Origin of the sequence: Leifsonia psychrotolerans (assembly GCF_013410665.1) — a bacterium.
Taxonomy (GTDB): Bacteria; Actinomycetota; Actinomycetes; order Actinomycetales; family Microbacteriaceae; genus Cryobacterium; species Cryobacterium psychrotolerans_A.
The window spans coordinates 3285912-3306815 of the sequence record NZ_JACCFM010000001.1 but is presented as its reverse complement, the minus strand read 5'-3'; the positions used below and the strand labels follow the sequence as shown (position 1 = coordinate 3306815).

Sequence of the window (20904 nt, the reverse complement as noted above, 5' to 3'; positions counted from 1 at the left end):
CAGCCAGTTCACTGGAGATCACGGTCTGGCCGGTGGACGGATCGACCTCGGCTGCACTGCAGTTCCAGGCGGCGTCGCTTAGAACGACCTGTCTACGGGGTGAACGTCACATGCTGCATGACCCAGTTGTGCATCGTCACAGCGGCCGCGGCCGAGGCGTTGATCGATCGGGTCGAGCCGAACTGGGTGATCTCGACCACGGTGTCTGCAGCCGCGATCGCCTCGGGCGAGAGGCCCGGGCCTTCCTGCCCGAAGAGCATCACGCAGCGCTCAGGAAAGCTAAAGGTCTCGATCTTCACGCACCCCGGAACGTTGTCAATGGCGATCACAGGCAGGTTTGCGCTCTGCGCCCAGGCCAAGAAGTCGGCGACATCCGGATGGTGCATGACGTGCTGGTAGCGATCGGTGACCATGGCCCCGCGCTTGTTCCAGCGCTTACGCCCCACGATGTGCACGGTGTCGGCGGCGAAGGCATTCGCGCTTCGCACGATCGACCCGATGTTCATGTCGTGCTGCCAGTTCTCGATGGCCACGTGGAACGGGTGCCGGTGCGTGTCGAGGTCGGCGACGATGGCTGCCATGCTCCAGTAGCGGTAGCGATCGATCACGTTGCGCGTGTCGCCATGCGTCAGAAGTTCGGCGTCGTAGTGCGACTCTTCCGGCCATTCCCCCTGCCACGGTCCGACGCCGTAGGTCGTCAACTCGACGGTGAGGTTGTCTGCTTCGGATGCCGCGTGCTCAGTCACGGTTCCACCGTAACCGCTCGCACGCGCGTGAAACTCCGCTAAGCCTGACCGTGACTGGCGCGAGAACGCCGGGAGAGCGAGTCGATGATGACGGCGAGGAGCAACACGGCCCCGGTGATCATGTAGCGAATCGACGAGTCGAGGTTGAGCAGGGTGAGACCGTTCGAGATGGACTGCAGAACGAGAATTCCAAGCAGGGCGGCGTAGGCGCTGCCGCGACCACCGAACAGGCTCGTTCCGCCGATCACCGCCGCGGCGATTGCCACCAGGTTGGTATCACCGCCACCGCTTGAGAGGCTGGCTGCCGTGAGACGGGATGCAGCGAGCAAGCCGCCCAGCGTGGCGAACGTGGTGCCGAGCATGAGCACCGAGATGTAGACCCGGTTGACTTTGATGCCCGAACGCCGGGTCGCCTCGACGTTGCCCCCGATGGCGTAGACCGAGCGCCCCCACCTGGTGCGAGTGAGAAAGAAGTTCATCACAACGACAAGCACCAGAAAGAGCACGAACATCAGCCCGACGCCTCGGTCCAAAGCCAGATACCAGACGGCAACCGCGAGAACCACGAGCAGCAGCACGCTCTTGACGAGAACGATGCTGAGCGGGCCGGTGGAGAGACCGGCCCGCGCTCGGCGACGATTACGCATGAGGTCGGTGGCGAAGAGGGCTCCGGCGGTGAGTACCGCGAGGATGTAGGCCAGCCACGGCGGCAGGAACATCGATGTCGCAAATTGCACAACGAACGAGTCATAGGGCAGGTTGATCGACCCGTTCGGCCCCAGCACCTTGAGCTGTAGCCCCAGAAAGGCGAGCAGCCCGGCGAGCGTGATCACGAAGGTGGGCACCCCGAACCGCGTGAACAGAATGCCGTAGAGGAGGCCGATCAGTGCACCGACGGCCAGCGCCACAATGATGGCGAGCCAATCCGGCCAGTTCAGCTGAGTGAGGGAGACGCCCAGGATGGCCGCAGCGAGACCACTCACCGAGCCGATTGACAGGTCGATCTGCGCGACGAGTAGCACCACGACCACGCCGATTGCAATCGTTCCGCTGGCCGCAGACTGCAGCGCCAGGTTTACCAGGTTGTTGGGGGAGAGAAAGTTGGGGTTGAGAATCTGAAAAATCGCCCAGATCAGAATGAGTCCGATCACAACGGGCAGCGAGCCCAGGTCGCCGCCACGCACCCGCTGACCGAACGCGGTGATCGACCCCCTGATCCCCTCCCGCGGCGTCAGGCGTTCGTCGAGCCGATCGGCCGCCAGCGGCGGCTTCCCCGGTGCGGGCACGGGCGTTGATATCGTCATTGGTGCGCTGCCTCTCCGCTGGAATGGGTGGCCGCCCGACGGGTGACAACGTTGTCTGTCGCACCCGTGATGGCCGAGATGATGTCTTCATAGCTGACGTCGGCCACCTGAAAGTCTCCGTTGTTGCGGCCCAGCCGCAACACGACCACCCGATCGGCGACTGCCTGCACGTCGGCCATGTTGTGGCTGATCAGCAGGATGCCGTGGCCGCGTTCACGGAGCCGCTCGATAAGGTTCAACACCTCGGCCGTCTGCGCGACTCCGAGTGCTGCCGTGGGTTCATCCAGGATCACCACGCGTGGCTCGCCGATCAGCGAACGCGCGATCGCCACGGTCTGGCGTTGCCCGCCCGAGAGAGAGGCGACCGCGATGCGTACCGAGGGGATCTTGGCCGACAGCTGCCGCAGTAACTCCCAGGAGCGCTTCTCCATCTCTTCCTCGTTGAGGGTGAAGTTGCCCACCTCGCGCCCAAGAAAGAGATTCGACACGACGTCGAGGTTGTCGCAGAGCGCGAGATCTTGAAACACCGTGGCGATTCCGAGAGCCCGCGATGCCGCGGGCGACGGAATGCTCACGGGGCGGCCCTGAAAGGTGATCACGCCGGTATCGGGTGGGTACACCCCCGCGAGTATCTTCACCAGGGTCGACTTGCCTGCTCCGTTATCGCCAACGATGGCGACGACCTCACCGGGATAGACCTCAAGGTTCACCTCGGTCAACGCTCGCACGGCGCCGAAAGCCTTTGACATCCCGCTCACCGTCAGAACCGGGTCGCCGTGTGGAACCGGCGGCGACGGCTGCGGAGTCTGTACGGATTCCACCGACACGATTTCTCCTTTGAAATGCTGTGGCCGGGCGTGCCCCGCCACTTTGCGGTGCGTTGGGGAAAGTACACCCGGTCGAGGGTCACTGTGCGGGAGCCCCTCGACCGGGCTGGGTGGTTACTTGATTCCTGCGGCGTCGCAGGCTGCCTTGTAATCTGGGGTGCAGATTTCAGCGGCAGTGTAGAAACCGTCCTTGACGACGGTGCTTTGAATGTTGTCGACTGTGACAGAAACCGGCGTCAGCAGGAACGACTGAATCTCGGCGCCACTGGCGGTCTTCACCGTCGTGTCACCCTTCACTGTCTTTCCGTTGACGAGGTCGACGGCGAGCTGAGCCGCCCGCTCCGCCTCGGGCTTGAGTGCCTTGTACACGGTCATGTACTGGTCACCGGCGAGGATTCGCTGGATTCCAGCAAGTTCGGCATCCTGCCCGGTCGTCGGCGGAACCGGCGTGAGACCCGCAGCCTTCACCGCAGCAATCGCACCACCCGCCGTGCCGTCATTGGCCGCGTAGATACCCTTGATCTGCCCGGCAAACTGCGTCAGCTGACCGGCGACCCAGTTCTGGGCCTGAGCAGGGTCCCATCCCGGTGTGTCGTACTCGGCGAGGATCTTGTAGCCGCTCGGGTCGATGATCTTGTGCGCACCAGCCTTGAACAACGTTGCGTTGTTGTCGGTGGGCGACCCGTTGACCATCAGGATGCCTCCGTCGCCGGGGGCGACTCCGTCTTTCTTCAGCTTGTCGACCAGTGCCGTGCCCTGCAGTTCGCCGACTTTCTCATTGTCGAACGAAATGTAGAAGGCCAGGTCGGGGCTGTCGATGAGGCGGTCATAGGAGATGACCGGAACGTTCTGAGCCTTCGCCTCATTCACGATGGCGGCTGCCGCGACACCGTCGAACGGGTCGAGCACCAGCACCTTGACACCCTGGGTCAGCATCGACTCGGCCTGCTGTTGCTGCTTGGCCGCGTCGCCGTCGGCGTTGGCATAGAGCACTGTGCAGTCGGGGCACAACTCTTTGACCTTCGCCTCGAAGTACGGCTTGTCTGCACTTTCATACCGGGCGGTCACCGAGTCAGGCAGAAGCAGCCCGATCTTGGCGCTCGAGGCACCGGCAGTGTTCGCCGAGCTTGAGCTCGACGTCGATGAGCCGTTGGAACACGCTGTGAGGGTGCCCGCGGTGAGCAGGATTGCGGTCGTTACGACGAGCGCTCTCCGGGTGAAAATCTTCATTGACTTACCTCTCAATCGTGCCGCCGCGCGGCGGTGCGTTGAGCATTCCACCAGGCACAGTTGTCGTCAAGGCCTGAAGTCAATGATGAAGTAACGCTCAGGCTACGATCTCCGCAGAGGTGACGGAGAGCTGGTCGATTGCGAAGACGACGGCACCGAGAACCGCACTCCGCTCGCCCAGTTCTGCCGGGACGATGTTCGGCAGCGAGCCTTCACTGACCAGTACCGCTCGCTCCACGGCATGTCGGATCGGCCCGATCAGCAATTCGCCGGCCCGGGCAAGCTCGCCGCCGATCACGAGGCGCTCGGGGGCGATCAGATTACAGAGATTCGCTGCCGCAACACCGATGCTTCGCCCTGCGTTCACGATTTCGCGCGCGCACCCGGCGTCGCCAGCGATGGCACGCACGACGACATCGGTCAGCTTCATCGCTCCGTGGCTCTCGCGCAGGTTACTGAGCACTGCGGCTCCCCCGGCGATCGCCTCCAGACATCCCCGAGTTCCGCACGCGCACAGCGGCCCGTTGTCGCGAATGACGGTGTGCCCAAACTCCCCCGCTCCCCCGCTGAAACCCCGAAAAAGCTGCCCATTGATAATCAATCCAGCGCTGATACCGTCACCGATGTCGAGGTAGACGGAGTCGGCGCGGCCGCGTGAGGCACCGCTCCGATGCTCGGCCAACGCTGCGAGGTTGGCGGCGTTATCAACGAAGACCGGGCGACCGAGTCGCCACGACAAGACGTCGGCGACCGGCACGCCGTCCCACCCACGCAACAGCCCCGAGCGCGCGGTCATGCCGGTCTTGCTGTCGACCGACGTCGGCAACGCGATCCCGACGGAACGCACCTCGTCAAGGGAGCCGCTGACGGATTCGAGCATGTCGGCAACCATGCGGGCGACGCGGTCGAGTTCGTTATCGGCGCGGTGATCCTTGGCCAACGGAACGTGGTTTTCGGCGACGACTGTTTGGGCGACATCCGTGAGGGCAATGCGCATGTGCCGCCGTGAGAAGTGCACCCCGACGATGAGGCCGAGGGCGTGGGCGAGAGTGACGTACTGCGCGCGGCGCCCGTTCTGAGTGGTGCGGGAGGTGTGCAGGACTCCGCTGGTCGAGAGCTCTTTGACGATGTTCGAGACGCTGGCCGCCGAGAGCCCGGTGACTCCGGCCAATTCGACCTGGGTGAGACCGCCGTGCCGCGTGACGGCGTTCACGACGCGTGCCTTGTTGGCTTCACGAAGTGAACTCTGAGAGCCCGGGGTTCGTCGCGGAGTGACCACGAGAACACGATAGCCGTCGCGAGGCGCATTCTGGTGGTTTTGGTCGCGCGGCCACCGGGTCAGGGTTAGAACGGTGGATCGACGGGTAGCGGTGCCGGTCGTGAACCTGGTCGTGGGCCCGGTCGTGGGCCCGGGAGTCGATCCGGGAGTGGGGGTGCCGGGGTGGTGCGGCTGCGGTAGCCGGTGGGGGTGTTGATGGTGACGGAGCCGTCGGGTTCTTTTGTGAATCTGAGTGTGGAGTGTGTTTTCAGGCGGTGGTCGGGGCCGCAGAGGGGGAGCAGGTTGGCGAGGTTGGTGGGGCCGGTGTCGCGGGCCCATTCTCTGACGTGGTCGATGTCGGCGGTGACGGCGAGGCGGGTGCAGCCGTCGCAGGCGCAGGTGCCATAGATCACTGCGAGTAGGTCGCGTTGGGCTTTGCTGGGTCGGTAGCGGGTGCGGTCGAAGTTGAGGATCTCGCCGGTGATCGGGTCGGTGCCGACCCGGCGAAATGCGGGGGCGTTGGTGAAGAGTTGCGCGGTGGTGACGGGGTCGATGGGGCCGTAGCCCTGCAGCACGGCCGGCTGGTCGCTTGTGCCGAGCAGGCCGAGGATGGGCACGAGCAGCAGGGGGCGCACTTTCGCGGCGGTGGGGGTGCCGTCTCCGGCCAGCCAGGCCACGAGCAGGTCGGCGCGGATCTGGTCGCGGGAGCGGCGGCGACAGCGTGCGGCGGCATCCTGTTCGGCTGTCGCGATGAGGTCTTGGGTCTCTGCGGGGCTCAGGCCGGCGTGTCGGGCGGTGCGGCGGGCGGTGGCGCGGGCGGTTGCGATGGCTTTTCTGCGGGCGGTGGTTTCGTTGTGGGCGATGCGTTTGGCTGTGGCGTTCAGGCGGGCGCTGATGCGTGTCGCGTCGACGCCGCTGATGTTCGCGTTCAGCCAGGCCATGCCGTTGGGGACCGGTTCGACGCTGACACGGCGTTCGGCGAGGTCGTGGGCGTGGCGGTGTGCGGCAGGTTCGGCGCGGAGGCATTCGGCGAGGGTGCGGGCCTTCTGTCGGAACGCGCCGGGTGTCAGCGTGGGGCCGACCCCGGCCAGTTCGGTGTCGAACACGCCGACCTGGGCGGGGTCGGTGATGCTAGTGAGAAAGTGCACCGCGGCGCTGGCCTGCGCGTAACCGAGTGTGCCGTCCTGGAACAGGGCCCAGAGCTGGGGCAACGACTGGGTGAGCACGTGGCCTTCGTGGGCGCGGGTGCGCACCACGTCGGAGGAGAGATGCAGGTGCAACGCCGCATCCACTGCCGCCGAACGCACGGCCAGGTCGAGGGCGTCGGGTTGGCGAAGCCCGGACGCGGTGAGGGAGATGCTCGGGTTCTGCCGGGCCACCTCGATCACCCGGGTCAGGGCGGCGAGGTGCGCGGCCATCGCCCGGTTCGCCTGCCGCACGGCGACTCCCGCATCAGCGATCGCCTGCCCGACCACATCGATGGCCACAGCCGTGACAGGCGCCGGCGCGCCCATGATCGCGGTCAGGGAGGAAACCAGCTCCCGTGGAGCCGAACCAGCACCAGCACCAGCACCAGCACCAGCACCAGTGCCAGTGCCAGTGACGGGAGCCCACGCCGCATGCCCTTTGAGGCCGAGGACACTCGGCGGGTCGAAGGTCGGTTCTGGCGGGATTACGAACATGTCGTCCATGCATCCATTTTAGAACAAGCATTCGACGACAACAAGAGTATCTCTCATGATTAGGCGGGCGAAATTAGATTCTTTGTTCGAGAATTGCGCCGACGATTCTTCCCCACCCGGCCCGGCCGGGTCGCTGCGCCAAGCCTTCGGCGATCGGAACCCCGCGCTCGTTGAGATCTTTCGGGGCACCTAAATATCGTCTAGTATTTCGGTGTGCCTAAAAAACCGATGACGGCGGATCCCGTGCCACTCTCGTCGTCCGACGCAACGTCCGACGACACCACTGCAGAGCGGAGTGCGCCCGGTGACGATGCAGCGTGCCGCGCCGCCCGCGCCGGTCGTCCCACACCAGTTCGCCTGCTCTGGCTGCTGGGCCCGGCGCTCGTCGCCGGTATCGCCTACCTCGACCCGGGCAATGTCGCCAGCAACATGTCGGCCGGCGCCAGCTACGGTTATCTTCTGCTCTGGGTGGTCGTTGCCGGAAACGTGATGGCCTGGCTGGTGCAATACCTCTCGGCGAAGCTCGGAATCGTGACGGGTAAGAGCCTGCCCGAAATTCTGGGCGCACGGCTCACCCGGCCGCTCGCTCGCCGCCTGTACTGGGTTCAGGCCGAACTCGTGGCGATGGCCACCGACCTCGCCGAGATCATCGGTGGGGCGGTCGCGCTCAACCTGCTGTTCAACGTGCCGCTTCTGCTCGGCGGTGTGATCACCGGCGTGGTCTCGATGATCGTGCTCTCGGTACAGAACCGCCGCGGGCCGCGGTCGTTCGAGGGCGTCATCATCGCGCTTCTCGTGATCATCACCGTGGGATTTACCGTGGGAATCTTTTTCGCGCCGCCGGATGCCGCCGGAGTGCTGGGTGGACTCGTTCCACGCTTCAGCGGCAGTGACTCGGTGCTGCTCGCGGCGTCGATTCTCGGCGCGACGATCATGCCGCACGCCATCTATGCCCACTCCGCGCTGGCCCGCGACCGGTTCCCGGAGCTGCGGGCACCATCCGACACCCGTCGGCTGCTCTGGGCCACGAAATGGGACGTGACCCTGGCCCTCACGATCGCCGGCACGGTCAACGTGGTGCTGTTGCTGCTGGCCGCATCCGCTCTGCAAGGTGTGCAGGGAACCGACACGCTCGAGGGCGCCTATCGCGCGCTCTACGACTCGCTGGGGCCTGTGATCGCGACGATATTCGCCGTCGGGCTGCTCGCATCCGGGCTGGCGTCGACGTCGGTCGGCGCCTATGCAGGCGCCGAAATCATGCACGGTCTGCTCAACCTGCGGATGTCGCTGCTGCTGCGACGCAGCATCTCGCTCATCCCCGCCCTGTTCATTCTGGGCGTCGGCTTTGACCCCACGCAGGCACTCGTGCTGAGCCAGGTCGTGCTGTCGTTCGGAATTCCGTTCGCCCTGATTCCACTGGTCTGGCTGACGGCCCAGCGCGGGCTGCTCGGCGTGTTTCGCAACCGCTGGTTCACCACCGTGATCGGAGCGCTCTGCGCCGTGCTGCTCGTGACACTCAACATCGTGCTGCTCGTGCTCGTGTTTGCGTAACGGGCGGGGCTAGCCTGGAGAAGCCATGAAGCACACCACTCCCGCCGCCGAAGACTACCTTAAGACCATTTACGCGCACACCGAATGGCAACCCAACCCGATCACCCCGTCTGCGCTGGCCGCGCGACTGGGTGTGGCTCCGTCATCCGTCACCGAAATGGTGAAGAAGCTGGCCGCTGCGGGACAGATCACGCATGTGCCCTACGGCCCACTGACGCTGACGGACGCCGGTTCGCTGCGCGCCACGGCCGTGGTGCGTCGGCATCGACTGATCGAGACCTGGCTTGTGCAGGAAATGGGTTACGACTGGGATGAAGTGCACGACGAGGCCGAGATTCTCGAGCATTCGATCTCTGACCGCCTCCTGGCAGCCATCGATGCTCGGCTGGGCTCCCCCACCCACGATCCGCACGGCGATGCCATTCCGGCGGTGGACGGCAGCGTCGCATCCGTTCGCGGGGTGGTGCTCGCCACGGCCCCTCTCGGCCACACCGGTTCGATTGTGCGTATCAGTGACAGAGATCCGGCGGTGCTTCGCCTGCTGGCGGGCCACGAGGTCGGCATCGACTCGCCGATTGAGCGGGTGGATGGCGGAATCCGGGTGGGACCCGGCTTGACGGTTAGGTTGACGGCGGAGGCCCTGGCCTCGATCTGGGTCACTGCCTAGCGCCCCTCATCGCGTCGCCTCCTCGTTCGAGACGGCGGGGCCCGACAGGGTGACGACTGCACTCCGGATTCGCCCTAGGCTGGAGACGACGGAAGGATGCTCATGGCACGTCGCGACGAGATCGAATGCTGGCTTACTGACATGGATGGCGTGCTCGTGCATGAAAACGCCGCCCTGCCCGGAGCAGCAGCGCTGCTCCAGCAGTGGACCGACACCGGCACCCCGTTTTTGGTTCTCACGAACAACTCGATTTTCACTCCGCGCGATCTGAGTGCGCGCCTGCGCGATTCGGGCTTGAACGTTCCAGAAGACCGCATCTGGACCTCCGCCCTCGCAACGGCCGACTTTCTGCGCTCCCAGATCCCCGGCGGCAGCGCGTTCGTGATCGGTGAGGCCGGCCTGACGACCGCCCTGCACGAGGCAGGCTTCATCATGACCGAGACCGACCCCGACTATGTCGTCGTCGGCGAAACTCGCAACTACTCGTTCGAGGCAATCACCAAGGCCATCCGTTTGATCGCAAAGGGCGCACGTTTCATCGTGACGAACCCGGATGCCACGGGCCCGAGCGTCGACGGTCCCATGCCGGCGACCGGGGCGATTGCCGCTCTGATCACGAAAGCTACCGGGATGGACCCGTACGTCGTGGGCAAGCCCAACCCGATGATGTTCCGCTCGGCGATGAACAAGATCGGGGCGCACTCGGAGAACACCGGAATGATCGGTGACCGCATGGACACCGACATCATCGCGGGCATCGAGGCGGGCCTGCACACCATTCTGGTGATGACCGGAATCAGCGATGAGGCCGAGATCAACCGCTACCCGTTCCGTCCCGACGAAATTCTGTCGGGCGTGCACAAGCTTGTTACGGCCGCACCGTCGGAGTCAGACGAGATCTGAGCACGGGCTGCGCGAGTGGCGGCATCCGGTCCGTCTTCTGCGTAGCTACGTCAGGCCGCGGGACCGGGGCCAGCAAGGCTGGTCGTGAACGGCTCACCCGATGCGCGACTGACGAAGCAGTAGTAGAAGCGGTCGCCGTCAGTCCACTGTTCAGCAGTGGCCGGGAAGCTCCCCTGCACCTGCACGTCGGGGTACGGGCCGGCCGCGACCAGGTCGATGACGCCGGGCGCACTGCACAGCAGGTTCATCTGCGCGGCTAATTCGGCCTCACCCGGGTATATCGCTGCCGGGTCGGCGTTCAACACACCCCGGTAGACCAGCTGGCCCGCGTGCGGCGCGGCACAGTCGGCGACCGTGAATTCTTCACTCCACGGCGACGTGTACGGCTGCAGGCACTCCCCGCCGCGCAGGGTGTTCCAAGCATGCTCGCCCACCGACTGCGCGCCCGTGGGTTCCACCGTCGGAGTGGGAGTGGGAGTGGGAGTCGGCGTGGGAGTCGGTGTTGCTGTGGGAGTCGGCGCAGCGACAGGAACGCCGCCACCGACTTTCTGCCCCAGAAGGAACAGCCCCCCGAGAACGAGGATGACCAGCAGTGCGGCAGCAATCGAAATCAGGATCTTCCGCGTCGCGCTGGGGCTGCCCGGGCCCGTCGAAGTGCGCGGCTCCTTCGGGGCGCTCGGGCCTTTCGGGGTAAGTGAGTCTTTCGGGGTGCGCGGCTCCTTCGGGACGCCTCGCGTCCCCGAAGCGGATGCCCGCCCCGAGGCTGGCGGATCGAACGGCGACGACGCGGGCAGTACAGCGTCCACCGAGACGGCGGCTGAATTGGCAGCGGCCGTGCTCGCAGTAGCGGCTGAGGTTGTCGCCGCCGGTGAGGCCTGAGGCGGTAGTGCTGCCGAGTCGGCGACGGGGAGTGCGGCCGCCGCTGCAATCGCCGCGGCGAGTTGGGCGGGTGCAGTGGTGTCGGGCGTCGCAGTATCGGGCGTCACAGTATCGGGCGTCGCAGTATCGGGCGTCGCAGCGGGAGGGGCGGCAGCCGCTGCAGCCGCACCAGCGCCCTGCGTCAGCTCGTCAAAAGTGAGACCACGAGTGGTCTCTGAGCCTGGGTTGAAACCTGGAGCTGTTGTGTCCTCTGGCTTGGATTCCGAGTCGGCCGCCACGTCGCGGGTCGGAACCGGGGCCGGAGCCGGAGCAGAGCGTGGGGCGGACCTCGGGATAGACGGAGCCGAGGCGGCACTCGCCGGCAGGGCGATTTCTTCAGTGCTGAGAACGAGCGGCGACTGCACGTATGTCGTCCACCAGGGTTCTTCACCCTCAGTCGTTGCAACCTCAGGCGCTGCAACCTCAGGCGCTGCAGGCGTGACCGAATGAGCGGCGGACGCAGAAACATCAACGGGAGTCAGCGACTCGATCGAGGCCGATTGCTCGGGAGAATCAGCCATGGGAACGATCACCTGGGACGCGTCAGGTTCGAGAACCGGCCACGCGGCCGGCACAAACCCCGCCGCCGCCGGCTCAGCGGCATCGGTAGCGGCATCCACATCAGCAGGCTCAGCGGCGTCGGTAGCGGCATCGGCATCGGTATCGGCATCGGCATCCGTCGGATCGGAGGCGGTGCCAGCGTCAGGCGTGGTGTCGGCATCAGTTTCGGAGGCGTTCGTACTGCTCGACTTCTCGCCGCCGAACTGAGAGTTCAACCACTCAAGCCCCGGATCGGGCTCGTGATCTTTGCTCACTCGGTCAGCCCCAGGTCGTCTAAGCCGATGGCGTAGTAATAGGGGTAGCCGGCGGCTTCGATGACCTCACGTGCGCCCGTATTGCGGTCGACCACCACAGCGACACCGGCAATGATGGCACCCACCTTGAGGAGAGCGTCGATGGCGGCCAGCGGCGATCCGCCGGTCGTCGAGGTGTCCTCGAGCACAATCACACGCTTGCCGGCGAGGTCGGGGCCTTCAACCTGCTTGCCGCGGCCGTGGTCCTTGGGCTCCTTGCGCACGACGAACGCATCGTATGTCGCTCCGCGCGCTGCGCCCTGGTGCAGGATGGCGGAGGCGACCGGGTCGGCACCCATGGTCATGCCGCCGACAGCCGCGACATCGGGGATCTCGGCGATCAGATCGAGCATGACCTGCCCGATCAGAGGTGCCACTCGGTGATCGAGGCTCACCTTGCGCAGGTCGACGTAGTACGTCGCCTTCTTGCCGCTGGTGAGCGTGAAGTCGCCATGGAAGACGGCCTCGGCCGAGATGTGGTCAATGAGCTGCTGCCGTGTATCCGTCACACACTCAACTTTAGGCTACGCAGGTGACCGCTGCTCTCGGCTCTCCGGCTCGGCGGTCGTGCGTCGACAGGCTCGATCAACGGGGGCGCAGTCCCACTGGTCGAGCCCGTCGAGACCCAGTGAGCCAGATTCGAGACCATCGCACGGGATCTCGACAAGCTCGATCAACGGGGGCGCCCGATCTGCGGGGGGCGCCCGATCTGCGGGGGCGCCCGACCGGCGGAGGGGCGCCCGACCGGCGCTAGTGGTTCTGCGGGAAGCCCAGGTTGATCCCACCGTGGCTCGGGTCAAGCCAACGGCTGGTCACGGCCTTCTCACGGGTGAAGAATGCGATTCCACTCGGACCATAGGCCTTCGCGTCACCGAACGCCGACTCCTTCCAGCCACCGAACGAGTGGTACGCCACCGGAACCGGGATCGGCACGTTGATGCCGACCATTCCCACCTGCACCTCATTCTGGAACCGACGACCGGCCCCGCCGTCATTGGTGAAGATGGCTGTTCCATTGCCATAGCGGCCGGTGTTGATGATGTGCAGTCCCTCTTCGTAGCTGGCGACCCGGATGACGGACAGCACCGGACCGAAAATCTCGTCCTGATAGACGGCTGAGTCGAGGCTGACGTTGTCAAACAGCGTGGGGCCGAGCCAGAAGCCCGAGGCGTCGCCGTCGACCTCGACTCCACGCCCATCGACGACGACCGTAGCGCCGTCGGCCGCCGCGATGTCGATGTAGCCGGCCACCTTGTCACGATGGGCTTCGGTGATCAGCGGGCCCATGTCGCAACCGCGCATGCCGTCACCGATCTTCAGCCCCTTCATGCGCTCGGTGATCTTCGCGATCAGCTCGTCGGCAATGGGTTCGACGGCCAGCACGACGCTGATCGCCATGCAGCGCTCACCGGCCGAGCCGAAGCCGGCGTTCACCGCGGCATCCGCCGTCACGTCCAGATCGGCGTCGGGCAGCACCAGCATGTGATTCTTGGCACCGCCGAGTGCCTGCACGCGCTTGCCGTGAGCGGATGCCGTCTCATAGATGTAGCGCGCGATGGGTGTCGAGCCGACGAACGAGATTGACTGCACCTCGGGGTGCACGAGCAGCGCGTCGACGGCTTCTTTGTCGCCGTGCACGACGTTGAACACGCCGGCGGGCAGGCCGGCCTCCGTCATGAGCTCGGCCATCCAGTTGGAGGCCGACGGGTCTTTCTCGCTGGGCTTCAGCACCACGGTGTTGCCGGCCGCGATCGCAATGGGGAAGAACCACATCGGCACCATCGCCGGAAAGTTGAACGGACTGATGACGCCGACAACGCCGAGCGGCTGGCGCAACGTGTACACGTCAACACCGGTCGAGACGTTCTCAGAGAAGTCCCCCTTCGACAGGTGCGGCATTCCCAGCGCGAACTCGACGACCTCAATGCCGCGCGCGATCTCGCCGAGCGCGTCGGAGGTGACCTTGCCATGCTCGGCGGTGAGAATGTCGGCCAGTTCACCCTTGCGAGAGTTCAGCAGCTCACGAAAGTTGTACATGATCGTCTGGCGCTTGGCCTGCGAGGTGTCGCGCCATGCCGGGTAGGCAGCGGATGCCACGGCGACGGCAGCATCGACGTCGGCAGTGCTGGCCAGGCGCACGTTCTTCGCAACGGCACCGGTGGCCGGGTTGAACACGGGCGACGTGCGGGAGGAGGTTCCGGTGGCGTCAGCACCATTGATGTAGTGGTCGAGCGTAGGGATGTCGGTCATGGGAGGTGTCCTTTCGGGGAATGCGGGGGTTGCGATTCGGTGCGTGTGGAGGGTGTCGTTGATCGAGCTCGTCGAGATCAAGCGAGGGTCTCGACAAGCTCGACCAACGGAGGGGGCTCGACCCGCGGGAGGGGCTCGACCCGCGGGAGGGGCTCGACCCGCGGAGGGGGCTCGATCCGCGGAGGGGGCTCGATCCGCGGAGGGGGCTCGGGTGGATGTGGAGGGTGTCGTTGATCGAGCTCGTCGAGATCAAGCGAGGGTCTCGACAAGCTCGACCAACGGAAGGGCTCGACCCGCGGAGGGGGCTCGACCCGCGGAGGGGGCTCGACCCGCGGAGGGGCGAGGGTCTCGACCAACGGAAGGGCCCGACCAACGGAAGGGCTCGACCAACGGAAGGGCTCGAGGCGCGGATGGGGCTCGACCCGCGGGCGGACTAGAGGAGGTCGAGCGAGAGCACCTCGTCGTAGATCGCGAGGGCCTCGGCGACCTCGGCATCCGTCACGATGCACGGTGGCACGACATGAATGCGGTTCTCGGAGAGGAAGGGCAACAGATTGCGCGCCATCAGCTCACTCTTGATGCGCCCCATCACGGCGGCACTCACGGGTTCGCGCGTCTCGGGGTCGCTGACCAGGTCGAGCGCCCAGAAGACGCCGATTCCGCGCACCTCCCCGATGATCGGATGCTTCTCGGCCAAGGCGGCAAGGCCGGGAGCCAGCACATCACGGCCGATACGTGCCGCATTCTCGACGATGCCGTCGTTCTCCATGGCGTCAAGTGCCGCCACGATCGAGGCCATCGCCAGCGGATGCCCCGAGTAGGTGAGCCCACCCGGGAAGACCTTCGTGTCGAAATCACTCGCGATCGCGTCCGAGATGATCACGCCGCCAGTCGGCACATAACCCGAGTTCACGCCCTTGGCGAAGGTGATCAGGTCGGGCACCACGTCGTAGTTCTCGAAGGCAAACCAGCTGCCGGTGCGCCCGAAACCGCACATGACCTCATCGAAGATGAGCATGATGCCGTATCTGTCGCAGAGCGCGCGCACACCGGCCAGATAGCCGGGCGGCGGAATCAGCACCCCCGCCGTGCCGGGCACGGTTTCGAGCAGCACGGCGGCGATGGATTCGGCACCTTCACTCTGAATGACGCGCTCGAGGTGGTGCAGTGCCCGCTCCGATTCCTGCTCGGGCGTCGTCGCCCAGAACTCGCTGCGGTAGGCGAACGGTCCGAAGAAGTGAGCGTGACCGCGCGCATATTCATTGGGGATGCGGCGCCAGTCGCCCGTGGCGACGATGGCTGAGCCGGTATTGCCGTGGTAGGAACGATAGGTCGACAGCACGGTATCGCGCCCCGTGTGCAGGCGGGCCAACCGCATGGCGTTCTCGTTGGCATCCGCACCGCCGTTGGTGAAGAAGACCTTGTTGAAGCCCTCGGGCGCCCGGTCCACGATGCGCTTGGCAGCCTCACCACGCGCCAGGTTCGCCGTGGCGGGCGCGATTGTCGTGAGCACCTGTGCCTGCGCGGCGATGGCGTCGATGACGGCCGGATGCTGGTGGCCGATATTCGTGTTGACCAGCTGGCTCGAGAAGTCGAGGTAGCTGCGTCCGTCGTAATCCCAGACCCGGCAGCCTGCGCCACCCGCGACGACGAACGGGTTCAACGCGGCCTGGGCCGACCAGGAATGGAAGACGTGTGCCTTATCGAGCTGCACGGTGCGCTCGTGGGCGGAAGTCGAGGTGGGGTCAGTCACGATGGTCGCGCTTCTTTCTGAGTTGCGGGTTTCTGTGCTGCGGTTTCTGTGCTGCGGGGTGGACCCTCGGTCGGGCGGCCCAACGGCCGCCCAACCGAGGGGTGCGGTTACTCGCCGCCCTGCTTGAGGGTGACGGTGAGCGGCGTGTAGGAGGTTCCCATCACGTCGACGCCTTCATCCTTCAACTCGGCGAGAGCCTTGGTCACGTACTCGTTCGAGAACGCAGTCGCGGGCGGCTCCGAGGTGATAATCGTCGCGCCGGTTTCGTTCTTGGTGTTCATGGCGATCTTGACGGTGTTCTTCCAGGCGGCTTCGTCAATCATTCCGACGCCGTTCGTCGACGGCCAGATGAGCTTGTTGACCTCGTTGGTCATCCACAGCTGGTGGCCGGCCGGCAGCTGTGAACCTGCCGCTGCCACGATTTCGGCCGACTTCTCGGCGTTGTCGCGCGCGTAGGCCCAGCCCTTGATGGAGGCCTTGATGAACTTCACCGTGTTGTCGGCGTAGGCCGTGTCGCTGGCCAGCTTGTCGGTGTTCGCCCAGATGGCATCCTGCAGCATGGCCGTTCCCACGTCGTTCCAGTTGATGACATTGAGGTCAGCGGGCTGGTAGAGGTTGCCGGTGGCCGGGTTGATCGTCTCGAGCACCTGGGCGTACTCGTTGTAGGTCATGGCCTGAGCAGCGTCGATGTCTCCCGCGAGGAAGCCGTTCATGTCGAACTGCTGCTGCACCAGGTTGATGTCGCCCACCTCGACGCCCGCTTTCTGCATACCGGCAAAGAGCTCCCACTCGTTGCCGTAGCCCCAGCTGCCCACATTCTTACCCTTGAGGTCGGCTGGGTCGGTGATGTTCTTGTCCTTGAAGCTGATCTGCGTGGTCGCACTCCGCTCGAAGATCTGCGCGACATCGGTGATGTTGGCGCCCTGTTCGATCGACCCGAGCACCTTGGGCACCCAGGAGATTGCGTAGTCGACATCGCCCGACGCAAGAACGTCCTGCGGCACGATATCGGAGCCACCCTCGGCGATGGTCACGTCGAGGCCTTCATCCTTGTAGAAGCCTTGGTCGACCGCCGCGTAATACCCGGCGAACTGAGCCTGCGCCGACCATTGCAACTGCAGGGTGATCGGCGTGAGCCCGCCGCCGCTCGAGCCTGCGTCATCCGTGCTTCCGCCCCCGCTGCCGCCTGAGCTGCAACCGGTGAGGACAAGTGCGGATGCCGTGGCGAGAGCGCCAACCGTGCCGAGCCATCGTGTGCTGTGTTTCATGTCTTCCTCCTAGCTAGTTCGGTGCCTTGACATGCCATGTACGTGCTTCTTGGTGCTGCATTCGCACGACCCGCGAGGATGCGGGTCGACGTTTCGGGGGTCAACTGCCGGGACGGCGACTGACTAGTTTCTCGAGCCCGAGGGCTGCGCAATAGAAGAGGAGACCGAGCAGGATGCTGCCGAGCACGTAGGCCCAGGCCAGCCCATAGTTACTGCTCGACGCGGCGGAGGTGATCGAGCGCCCCAGCCCGCCGACCGGGCCACCGAAGTACTCGGCGACCAGCGCGGAGATCACGGCCAGGGACGACGCGATACGCAGGCCCGTGAAGACATACGGCTTGGCCGTGGGCAAGGTGACCGTGCGGGTGGATTGCCAGCGGCTGGCGGCGTAGGCCTGCATCAGGTCACGGTGCACCGGGCGCACTTGGCGCAGCCCCTTGAACGTGTTGAAGTAGACCGGAACGAACACGGCCAACCCGGCCACGATCTGCCGCGCCGTCTCGGCGTTGGCCCCGAACATCGTGTACAGCACCGGGGCCAGCGCCACGATCGGCACCACGGCGAGCGCCGCAACAATCGGGGCCGCGAGCTCATCGAAGAGGCGAATGAGCGCCGAGAGGATCGCTGCGATCACGCCGAGAATGGCACCAATGACGAGCCCGATCAATGCGTTCCTGCCGGTGACCAGCATTCCCGCGGCAACCGTCTGCAGGTTGTCGCCGAATTGCGCGCCGATCTGGAACGGGCCAGGCAAGATGAACGGCTTGATGTCGAAAACCGTCACCGCTGCCTGCCAGAGCAGTATCACTGCGACGCCGAGCACGATGGGCGCGAGAGCCGTACGGCCCAGCCCCGCGCGCGTCGCCTCCCCCGGCCTCATCGGGTTTCGACCCCGCGTGCCCCGACGGGCACCTCGCCGTGCAACAGTTCCCGCACCTGGCTGACGGCCTGGAAGAACGACGACTCCTCCCGCAGGTTCTCGCCGCGCTCACCGGTCTCACCCAGGCGCACGCTGAGAATGTCACGGATGCGGCCGGGCCGCGGCGACATGACGACGACCCGGTCCGAGAGAAAGACAGCCTCGGGAATCGAGTGGGTGACAAAGACCACGGCGGCCCCGGTCTCGCCGCAGATGCGAACCAGTTCGTTCTGCATCCGTTCGCGGGTCATCTCATCAAGCGCGCCGAACGGTTCGTCCATGAGCAGCAGGCGGGGGCTTTCCGCCAACGACCGGGCAATCGCGACGCGCTGCTGCATGCCTCCGGAGAGCTGATCAGGGTAGTGGTGTGCGAAGTCAGACAGGCCGACCAGATCAAGCAGTTCGGCGGAGCGGGCCTTGCGGGCCGGTTTCGCGACACCGTGCAGTTCAAGCGGCAACTCGATGTTGCCGGCCACCGTGCGCCACGGCAACAGGCCGGCCTGCTGGAAGGCAATGCCATAGGACTGATTGAGGCGCGCTTGGCGGGCGGACTGCCCGAACACCTCGATGGTGCCGCTCGTCGGGGTGTCGAGATCGGCGATCAGGCGCATGAGCGTGCTCTTGCCGCATCCGCTCGGCCCGATCAGCGAGACGAACTCCCCCGGGTTCACCGTGAGACTCACGTTGTCGAGCGCAGCGACGGATGCACCCTTCTTGCCCGTGAAGATCCTGCTGACCTCAGTCACGTCGACGGCGAGCGAACCCGCAGCCACTCCCGATGCTTTCGCACTCATGATGCAACCTCTCCCCTGCGAAAACGACGAAGGAACAAACCGATGAGGCCCACGAACCCGGCGGCCACCAGGCCGACGAGAACGGAACCGAAGATGGGCGCCCAGGGCTTTCCCGGGTCGCTGCTGGCGGCGCCGGCATACTCGACGATCAGCCGACCGATGCCGCCGCGCAGACCGATCGACACCTCGGCGACCACGGCACCGATCACCGCGCTGGCCGCAGCCAACCGCAGGGCGGGCAGCAGATAGCCGACACTGGCCGGCAGGCGCAAGCGCCAGAGCGTCTTCCACCACCCGACCGAATAGCAGTGCATGAGGTCGACGTGGGCGGCATCCGGCGAACCGAGGCCGCGCAGCGCGCCGACCGAGACCGGGAAGAACGCGAGGTAGGAGGCGATCAGGGCGACCGACATCCAGTTCTCCCAGGTGAATTCGCCGAAATGGATCTGCGCGCCCCAGCGCCGGACGAGCGGGGCAATGGCGATCAGAGGAACCGTCTGGCTCAGGATGATCCACGGCAAGACGGCCTGCTCGGCCAGACGAAAGCGCTGCATAAGCAACGCCAGCGCCATCCCGACCGACACTCCGACGAGCCAACCGACCGCGGCGATGCTGAGCGTGAAGAGCGAGCCTTGCAGAACGGCCTGCCACACCGGCAGGGCATTCGCGCCACCGGTGACCGGCTCCAGCGCCCGGCTGAACATCGTCCAGAGATGCGGCATGGCCAAGTCGCTGGTGCGTGGCAGCACGGTGACGCCACCGATGACGACGCCCTCGGCGGGTCCGAGAAACTTGTACAGTTCCCAGATCAGGCCGAGCAGAACGATGCCCAGCGCGCCAATGCTCGCCGTGCGCCACATGCCCGTGCGACTCCGCCGCGTTCGAGACGAGCCCGACCGGCCCGCGTTCAGTTGCGCGGTGCCGATCGACTGCGTCGTCTCGAGGGTGCGAGTCATGCCTTGGCCACGATGTGCTCGGAAAGTGCCGGGATGACCGTCTCTCCGTACACCCGGAGGGTCTCCTCTTTGTTGTCGTGCTGCAGGTAGCCGGCGAACTGGTCGACGCCGAGTTCTTTCAGGGCCTTGAGCTTCTCGATGTGTTGGTCGGCCGTGCCCATCACGCAGAACCGGTCGACGATCTCGTCGGGCACGAAGTCGGCGTGGGTGTTGCCGGCTCGGCCGTGCTCGTTGTAGTCGTAGCCCTCACGACCCTTGATGTAGTCGGTGAGCGCCTTCGGCACTGCCGAATCGGTGCCGTACTTCGAGACGATGTCGGCCACGTGATTGCCGACCATGCCGCCAAACCAGCGGCATTGGTCACGCATGTGCTCGATGTCGTCGCCGATATACATGGGCGCTGCCACACAGAACTTCACAGCCATCGGGTCGCGCCCGGCGGCTTCGGCAGCGTTGCGAACGGTCTTGATCATCCACTCGGCCACATCGAGGTCGGCCATCTGCAGGATGAAGCCGTCGCCGACCTCACCCGTGAGCTTGAGCGCGAGCGGCCCATACGCGGCAACCCAGACATCGAGTTTCGAGCCGGTGCTCCACGGGAACTGCAGCGTCGCACCGTTGTATTCAACCGAGCGTGAGTTCGCCAGCTCACGGATGACATGAATCGACTCCCGCAGGCTCTTCAACGTGGTCGGGGCTCCGTTGGTCACCCGCACCGCCGAGTCGCCACGGCCGATGCCACAGATCGTGCGGTTGCCGTACATCTCATTGAGCGTGGCGTAGGTAGAGGCCGTCACGGTCCAATCCCGGGTCGCCGGGTTGGTGACCATCGGTCCCACGATCACCTTGCGGGTTTCCGCGAGGATCTTGCTGTAAATCACATAGGGCTCCTGCCACAGCAGGTGAGAGTCGAAGGTCCAGACGTGGCTGAACCCATGCTCCTCTGCCAGCTTGGCCAGCTGCACCGTGCGTGCCGACGGTGGGTTGGTCTGCAGTACTGCTCCGAAATCCATCTGGTTCGCCC

General features: G+C 65.4%; 18 protein-coding genes. 3 read left to right on the top strand and 15 right to left on the bottom strand.

Going from position 1 to position 20904, the window contains the following annotated elements:
* Positions 1-92: 92 nt before the first annotated feature.
* The 6 genes from HNR05_RS15065 to HNR05_RS15040 form a co-directional block, all read right to left on the bottom strand.
* Positions 93-746 (bottom strand): TrmH family RNA methyltransferase, encoded by a 654-nt coding sequence (locus HNR05_RS15065; RefSeq protein WP_179579886.1) that lies wholly within the window; start codon positions 744-746, stop codon positions 93-95.
* A gap of 38 nt (positions 747-784) precedes the next feature.
* Entirely contained in the window at positions 785-2050 is a 1266-nt protein-coding gene (locus HNR05_RS15060) for a sugar ABC transporter permease (RefSeq protein ID WP_179579885.1), read from the bottom strand.
* On the bottom strand, positions 2047-2799 hold the full coding sequence (locus tag HNR05_RS15055) for an ATP-binding cassette domain-containing protein (protein WP_179581049.1): 753 nt from the start codon (positions 2797-2799) through the stop codon (positions 2047-2049). The genes HNR05_RS15060 and HNR05_RS15055 overlap by 4 nt, the downstream gene beginning before the upstream one ends.
* Before the next feature lie 192 nt (positions 2800-2991).
* Positions 2992-4107 carry a sugar ABC transporter substrate-binding protein gene (locus HNR05_RS15050; RefSeq protein ID WP_179579884.1) on the bottom strand — a complete coding sequence of 372 codons (1116 nt, stop codon included), beginning with the start codon at positions 4105-4107 and terminating at the stop codon, positions 2992-2994.
* Positions 4108-4204: 97 nt separating this feature from the next.
* Positions 4205-5320, bottom strand: coding sequence for an ROK family protein (locus tag HNR05_RS15045; protein ID WP_218869242.1), 1116 nt, complete (start codon positions 5318-5320; stop codon positions 4205-4207).
* Between the two features lie 131 nt (positions 5321-5451).
* Positions 5452-7056: a DUF222 domain-containing protein gene (locus HNR05_RS15040; RefSeq protein WP_179579882.1), complete on the bottom strand. Its 1605-nt coding sequence runs from the start codon at positions 7054-7056 to the stop codon at positions 5452-5454.
* Positions 7057-7260: 204 nt separating this feature from the next.
* Here HNR05_RS15040 and HNR05_RS15035 point away from each other — a divergent pair, with 204 nt between their 5' ends.
* The 3 genes from HNR05_RS15035 (at position 7261) to HNR05_RS15025 (ending at position 10168) form a co-directional block, all read left to right on the top strand.
* The gene (locus HNR05_RS15035; protein WP_343062620.1) at positions 7261-8598 is read left to right on the top strand and encodes an Nramp family divalent metal transporter; all 1338 of its coding nucleotides are present in this window, start codon (positions 7261-7263) and stop codon (positions 8596-8598) included.
* Positions 8599-8623: 25 nt separating this feature from the next.
* Positions 8624-9265: a metal-dependent transcriptional regulator gene (locus HNR05_RS15030; protein WP_179579881.1), complete on the top strand. Its 642-nt coding sequence runs from the start codon at positions 8624-8626 to the stop codon at positions 9263-9265.
* Positions 9266-9367: 102 nt separating this feature from the next.
* Positions 9368-10168: an HAD-IIA family hydrolase gene (locus tag HNR05_RS15025; protein ID WP_179579880.1), complete on the top strand. Its 801-nt coding sequence runs from the start codon at positions 9368-9370 to the stop codon at positions 10166-10168.
* Between the two features lie 50 nt (positions 10169-10218).
* Here the strand turns inward: HNR05_RS15025 and HNR05_RS15020 are convergent, their stop codons facing one another.
* From HNR05_RS15020 to HNR05_RS14980, 9 genes are all read right to left on the bottom strand, one after another.
* Complete coding sequence (locus HNR05_RS15020; RefSeq protein WP_179579879.1) at positions 10219-11901, bottom strand: hypothetical protein; 1683 nt, start codon at positions 11899-11901, stop codon at positions 10219-10221.
* The gene (pyrE, locus tag HNR05_RS15015; protein WP_179579878.1) at positions 11898-12449 is read right to left on the bottom strand and encodes an orotate phosphoribosyltransferase; all 552 of its coding nucleotides are present in this window, start codon (positions 12447-12449) and stop codon (positions 11898-11900) included. The genes HNR05_RS15020 and pyrE overlap by 4 nt, the downstream gene beginning before the upstream one ends.
* Before the next feature lie 241 nt (positions 12450-12690).
* The gene (locus tag HNR05_RS15010) at positions 12691-14190 is read right to left on the bottom strand and encodes a CoA-acylating methylmalonate-semialdehyde dehydrogenase (protein ID WP_179579877.1); all 1500 of its coding nucleotides are present in this window, start codon (positions 14188-14190) and stop codon (positions 12691-12693) included.
* 433 nt (positions 14191-14623) lie between these two features.
* Entirely contained in the window at positions 14624-15943 is a 1320-nt protein-coding gene (locus HNR05_RS15005) for an aminotransferase class III-fold pyridoxal phosphate-dependent enzyme (protein ID WP_179579876.1), read from the bottom strand.
* A gap of 107 nt (positions 15944-16050) precedes the next feature.
* A complete protein-coding gene (locus HNR05_RS15000; RefSeq protein ID WP_179579875.1) occupies positions 16051-17211 on the bottom strand; it encodes an ABC transporter substrate-binding protein in 1161 nt (386 codons plus the stop codon).
* A gap of 100 nt (positions 17212-17311) precedes the next feature.
* The gene (locus tag HNR05_RS14995) at positions 17312-18091 is read right to left on the bottom strand and encodes an ABC transporter permease (RefSeq protein ID WP_179579874.1); all 780 of its coding nucleotides are present in this window, start codon (positions 18089-18091) and stop codon (positions 17312-17314) included.
* A complete protein-coding gene (locus HNR05_RS14990) occupies positions 18088-18924 on the bottom strand; it encodes an ABC transporter ATP-binding protein (protein WP_179579873.1) in 837 nt (278 codons plus the stop codon). The genes HNR05_RS14995 and HNR05_RS14990 overlap by 4 nt, the downstream gene beginning before the upstream one ends.
* On the bottom strand, positions 18921-19880 hold the full coding sequence (locus tag HNR05_RS14985) for an ABC transporter permease (RefSeq protein WP_343062619.1): 960 nt from the start codon (positions 19878-19880) through the stop codon (positions 18921-18923). The genes HNR05_RS14990 and HNR05_RS14985 overlap by 4 nt, the downstream gene beginning before the upstream one ends.
* A complete protein-coding gene (locus HNR05_RS14980) occupies positions 19877-20893 on the bottom strand; it encodes a TIGR03842 family LLM class F420-dependent oxidoreductase (protein ID WP_179579872.1) in 1017 nt (338 codons plus the stop codon). Before HNR05_RS14980 ends, HNR05_RS14985 begins: the two co-directional genes overlap by 4 nt.
* Between the last annotated feature and the right edge of the window lie 11 nt (positions 20894-20904).